General features: G+C 69.0%; 7 protein-coding genes. 3 read left to right on the forward strand and 4 right to left on the reverse strand.

The genetic code is table 11. The features are described 5' to 3' along the window. On the forward strand, nt 1–555 hold a 555-nt coding region (locus tag ACRDSQ_RS14950; RefSeq protein WP_431421729.1), incomplete at its 5' end, for a TOMM precursor leader peptide-binding protein. An 87-nt stretch (nt 556–642) separates the two neighbouring features. After that, nucleotides 643–1,950: an ABC1 kinase family protein gene (locus ACRDSQ_RS14955; RefSeq protein WP_431421734.1), complete on the forward strand. Its 1,308-nt coding sequence runs from the start codon at nt 643–645 to the stop codon at nt 1,948–1,950. Here ACRDSQ_RS14955 and ACRDSQ_RS14960 read toward each other — a convergent pair whose 3' ends face one another. From ACRDSQ_RS14960 to ACRDSQ_RS14975, 4 genes are all read right to left on the reverse strand, one after another. Beyond that, complete coding sequence (locus ACRDSQ_RS14960; protein WP_431421730.1) at nt 1,951–2,133, reverse strand: hypothetical protein; 183 nt, start codon at nt 2,131–2,133, stop codon at nt 1,951–1,953. 11 nt (nt 2,134–2,144) lie between these two features. Further along, on the reverse strand, nt 2,145–2,966 hold the full coding sequence (locus tag ACRDSQ_RS14965) for a class I SAM-dependent methyltransferase (RefSeq protein WP_431421731.1): 822 nt from the start codon (nt 2,964–2,966) through the stop codon (nt 2,145–2,147). A gap of 149 nt (nt 2,967–3,115) precedes the next feature. Continuing rightward, nucleotides 3,116–3,742, reverse strand: coding sequence for a DUF742 domain-containing protein (locus ACRDSQ_RS14970; protein WP_431421732.1), 627 nt, complete (start codon nt 3,740–3,742; stop codon nt 3,116–3,118). 180 nt (nt 3,743–3,922) lie between these two features. Continuing rightward, nucleotides 3,923–4,375 (reverse strand): RNA-guided endonuclease InsQ/TnpB family protein, encoded by a 453-nt coding sequence (locus ACRDSQ_RS14975; RefSeq protein ID WP_431421733.1) that lies wholly within the window; start codon nt 4,373–4,375, stop codon nt 3,923–3,925. A gap of 184 nt (nt 4,376–4,559) precedes the next feature. Here ACRDSQ_RS14975 and ACRDSQ_RS14980 point away from each other — a divergent pair. After that, on the forward strand, nt 4,560–5,465 hold a 906-nt coding region (locus ACRDSQ_RS14980), incomplete at its 3' end, for an IS256 family transposase (RefSeq protein WP_431421735.1).

Raw genomic sequence — 5,465 nt, forward strand, 5'->3', positions numbered from 1 at the left:
GACGTGGGAGCGGGATTCACCGCCGAGGACGTCGGCCGTGAGCGCGCGGCGGCCGCGCGCGACGCGATCCAGCGGGTCGACCCCGCCGTGCGCGACACCCGCGCCCAGCCTGACCTGGCGTTGCTGACCGACGCCTTGGTCCCCGACCCGGCGGTCGTCGCGCGGTTGGTCGAACAGGGCATCCCGCACCTGCCGATCCGCGTCCGCGACGGCGTCGGCATCGTCGGGCCGCTGGTCATCCCCGCCGCCACAGCCTGCCTGACCTGCGCCGATCTCCACCGAACCGACTACGACAAGTGCTGGCCGATCATCGCGGCCCAGCTCGCGGGCCGCCCGCAGCTGGCCGACCTCGCCGCCGTCCACGCCACCGCGGGCCTGGCCGCCGCCCAAGTCCTGGCGGCACTGCGCTGGCTCGCCTCCCCCGGGCCGCACCCTCCGGCGGTGTGCACGCGGAGCCTGGAAATCGACCCGGTCGACGCGACGATCGCCCACCGCGAGTGGCCGCCACACCCCCATTGCGCCTGCGGCGCGGCGCCGGTGCGAGAGCGCGGGTGAGGCCCGGTCGACACGGCGCGGAGTTGCCCCTGCCGCAATCAGCTGCGCCTCCGCCCCATGACAAGGGACAATCGGAGCGTGACCGAGATGCCACGCAAGACCGCCGCGCGCACGGCACGGCTCGCCAGCATTCCCCTGGGGGTGGCCGGGCGGGCTGTCGGCGGCTGGGGGAAGCGGCTGGCCGGGCAGAGCGCCGACGAGGTCAGCGCCGAGTTGTCCGCGCGCACGGCCGAGCAGCTCTTCGCCGTCCTGGGGCAGCTCAAGGGTGGAGCGATGAAGTTCGGCCAGGCGCTGTCGGTGTTCGAGGCGGCGGTGCCCGACGAGATGGCGGAGCCCTACCGCGAGGCGCTCACCAAGCTGCAGTCGGCGGCGCCCCCGATGACGAAGGCTGCGACGCACCGGGTCCTCGCCCAGCAGTTGGGTCGCGGGTGGGCCGACCGGTTCGCCGACTTCGACGACGCGCCCGCGGCCGCCGCCAGCATCGGGCAGGTCCACAAGGCGACGTGGCACGACGGCCGCGTTGTCGCGGTCAAGGTCCAGTACCCGGGCGCCGACGAGGCGCTGCTCTCCGATTTGCGGCAGCTGCAGCGGTTCAGCAGGCTGTTCCAGCCGTTCGTGCCGGGCCTTGAGGTCAAGCCGCTGCTGCGCGAGCTGTCCGACCGGATGACCGAGGAACTCGACTACCGCGCCGAGGCCGACAACCAGCGGGCGTTCGCCAAGGCCTTCGACGGCGACGAGAAGGTGCTGGTCCCGAAGGTCGTGGCGAGCGCCCCCAAGGTCACGGTCACCGAGTGGGTCGACGGCAAGCCGCTGGCCAGGATCATCCGCGACGGCGACAAAGCCGAGCGCGACCACGCCGGGCGACTGCTGTGCGAGTTCCACTTCTCCTCACCGGCGCGGGCCGGGCTGCTCCACTCCGACCCGCATCCCGGCAACTTCATGATCACCCCCGACGGCAAGCTCTGCGTCATCGACTTCGGCGCCGTCGCCCGGCTGCCCGAGGGCCTGCCCAGGCCGCTGGGAATGATGACCCGCCTGTCCCTCGACGGGAACTCCGACCGGCTCCTGCAGCTGATGCGCGACGAGGGCTTCGTCCGCACGGGCATGAAGATCGAGGCCGAGGACGTCCTCGCCTACCTGGCTCCGTTCGCCGAGCCCGCCGCAGTCGAGATGTTCCACTTCACCCGACGCTGGATGCAGCGCCAGGCCGAACGGGTCGGCGACCTGCGCGGCCAGGACTTCAAGACCGGCCGCTCGCTCAACCTGCCGCCGCACTACCTGCTGGTCCAGCGCGTCACCGCGGGCGCCACCGGCATCCTGTGCCAGCTCGACGCCGAGGTCGGCATGCGCGAGATCATCTCCCGCTGGCAGCCCGGATTCGCCGACCTGGACTGATCACCAGTACTCGGCGGGCAACTTGCCCTCGATGTCGCGCACATGGGTGCGCGCGCACGCCGGGCACAGCCAGCGCGTGCCGCGGGCGTCGGTCTCCGACGACCAGGCCAGCGCCTCGACGGGCGACGCGTCCGCGCGCGACTTTCCGCAGAGCGAGCACGTCGCGGCGGGTTCGTCGGTCATGGCACCTGACGCTACGCCAGGCGGCCCTGGTGAATGGTGTTCGCGCTGAGCACGAACACGTCGTCGCGGTGGCCCACCCAGTCGGGGCCGTCCGGGTCCATCAGCCGGGCAAGCGCGTCGAGATCGGACGCCGAGAGCCGATCTTCGCCCACCTTGGCCATCCAGGCCAGCCAGTGTGCGACCGACTCCCGCACCGCGGGCGAGGCGGGAGCGGGCAGGTCCACCAGGTAGCTGAACGCGCCCACGTCGGTGAGGCCCGCCTCGGCCAGCGCGCGGTTCCAGCCATAAGGCATCCGCACCGCGCCCTCGATCCCCGCGCGCATCTCGGCGAACCACGTGGTCTGCGCGGCGGTCAGCCGGTCCTGCAGGCCGGGCTCGCCCAGGCCGATGTCCCATGGCAGGCACCGGGTGGTGAGACCGCCCTCGGCGAGGGCGAGGCTGCCACCCGGCTTCAGCAGCCGGACCAGCCCGGCGATGCCCTGGCGTTCATCCGGCAGGTGGTGCAGCACCCGGGAGGCCCACACCAGGTCACCGGCGGGAACCTGCTCGGCGAGGGCCGGATCGGCGGCGTCGGCGAGCACGGCGACGAGTTCGACCTTGTCCCCAGCGACCGCCGCGACGGCTTCGCCTGCCGCGGTCTGCAACTCGGGAACGGCGTCGACCAACACGATCCGCCCACCGCCGCGCACTGCGAGGGCCGCCGCGAAAGCCGCGCTCATGCCGCCGGAACCGGAGCCGACGTCGATCACCGTCGCACCATCGGGGAGCTGGTCGACCAGGCGGTCGGCGACCCAGCTGTTGACCTCGGCCTCGACCTCGTCGGTCCGCCGCATCGCAACGAGCCTGCTGGTCCAATCAATCCCATCATGCGTGTGCACTCGTCCGCCTCCCCGAAATTTTTTGTTGGGGTCACCTGGCGGGTAAATGGTACGGATGGTGGGCCACCATGGTCGGCCGCCATCACGGTCCCCTTAGGGCACCTTTACAGGTTGTGAAGCCCCGCCAGGACTCGGCCGAGGATTTCCAGGTCGGGGACATTCCCCGCGACCCGCTCGACGACAAGGACGCCTTGGTCGGCGAGGTCGCCGATCAGCACTCGGGCCACGCCCAGCGGGACCGACAGCAGCGCGGCGACCTCGGCGACCGACCGCGGGGTCGTGCACAGCTCGGTGATCGTCCGCGCTTCCCAGGTCGGCGCGGGGCCCGCGGTCTGCACGATCGCCTCGATCGCCAACGGGGTGCCGCTGCGGGTGCGGCCGCCGGTCCACGCGTAGGGCCGGACCAGTGCGTGCGACTCGGGCCGGTGCACCCAGTCGAGGTACTCCTCGGGGATCGGCTTGGGCTGAGGCTCATCGAACCCGACAACAGGTTCGGGCTCGGTGTCGAAGTCGATCAGCTCCGGCTCCGGGCGTTTCGCCTTCGCCCGCCCACCCCCGAACCGCGCGCCGGTCAATCCGATCGGCGACTCCGGGTCCGGCTCGACGAACGACGGCTCCACCGGCTCCGTCTCGTCCCGCCATGCGCCGACGGGGCCGAACCGGGCGCCGGTGCGGCCGACTTCGGCCCGGCGCCTGCGCTTGCCGCGTCCATCGAAGGTGCTCTGCGTCACCGTCTGCCTCACCGGCCGGTTGCGATCCAAGGGGCCCCCACGCTAACCGCCGGGACCCGCGGTTCGATTTCCACGAAGTTTCCCTTGTGTTTCGCCGCAGGTGCTCTGCTTGGCTGACCCCGCCACAACCTAGGAACTTGACATCCTCCCCCGCCTGAAGGCCGGGAATTCCAACAGCGACTACCCCACGAGGAGGAGATCGCGTTGGGGTTCACGGTTCGCAGGCCCGCCCAACGGCGAGCCTCCCCGTGCAGTCACGGCATGCCCTGCCGCGAATCGAATATTCAGCGCCGCGTTCACATCAGCATTGCAGGCAAAGCCGCAAGACCGGCACCGGTAGGCGGCTTGGCTCTCGCGCGCCTCCCGGTCCACGATCCCGCACGCCGAGCAACGCTGACTCGTGTATCGCGGGTCGATCTTCATCACCCGGCCCGGAGCCTTGTGCTCCAAGCGGGTCACCGATTGCCCCCACCCGTTGGCGAGGATTCCCCGGTTCAGACCGGCCTTCTGCCGCACACGGCAGCCGGGTGCCGCGCGGGTGCCCTTCGCCGACTTGGTCATGTTGGTGATCTTGAGGTCCTCGACCGCGATCACGTCGAACTCGCGGGCGAGGCGGGTGCTGGTCTTCTCCACCCAGTCCTTGCGCCGGTGAGGGTGTTTGATCTTCTGTGTGAGCGGGTGACCTGACCGGTAGGCGGACAGGGGTCTTGCCTTCCAGGAACGGATACTCTGAGTGAGCGAGAAGATGGTGGCTGAGTCGGCTGGGTTGGTCGAGGATGTCGTGGTAGGCGAGCAGCGGGACGCGGCGGCGCGGCGGGTGGCGGAGTTGTTGTCGCCGTCGGCGATCGATTCCTTGCTCGCCGACGTCGAGGCCTCGGGAATGGGTCTGGACGGCGCGCAGGGTTTGTTCAGTCGGATGACGAAGGCTGTGCTGGAGCGTGCGTTGCAGATCGAGATGGCTGATCATCTCGGTTATGAGAAAGGCGACGCGTCGGGTCACGGTTCCGGGAATTCCCGGAATGGCTCGACCGGCAAGAGCGTGATCACCAATTCGGGTCCGGTGCAATTGAGTGTGCCTCGGGATCGGGTCGGCACTTTCGAGCCGAAAATTGTTCCGAAAAGGACTCGACGTTTGGGTTCCGTCGATGACATGATTTTGTCGTTGTACGCGCGAGGAATGACGACTCGTGATATCAAGGAACATTTGGCCGAGGTGTATGGCGCGGAGGTTTCTCCGGGGCTGGTCTCGAATGTCACCGATGTGGTGCAGGATGAAATCGTCCAATGGCAGACGCGTCCGCTTGATGCTGTTTATCCCATTCTGTATATCGACGCGGTCGTGGTGAAGATCCGTGAGGGCGGGACGGTCGATAACCGGGCGGCTCACCTGGTCATCGGGGTCGACATGGACGGGTTCAAGCACGTCCTGGGCATCTGGATCGCCGAGAACGAGGGGGCGAAGTTCTGGCAGAACGTCCTCAACGAGCTGGTCAACCGTGGCCTGAACGATGTGATGATCGTCTGTTGCGACGGTCTGACCGGTTTGGCTGACGCGATCAACAACGTGTGGCCGAAAGCGATCGTCCAAACCTGCGTCGTGCACCTCATTCGAGCGTCCATGCGTTTCGTCGCCCAGAATGACCGCAAGTCCGTCATGAAGTCTCTCCGGCCGATCTACGAGGCTGTCAACGAAGCGGCCGCTCTGCAGGCCTTGAACGACCTC

It is taken from the genome of Actinokineospora sp. (assembly GCF_050699995.1).
Classification (GTDB): domain Bacteria; phylum Actinomycetota; class Actinomycetes; order Mycobacteriales; family Pseudonocardiaceae; genus Actinokineospora.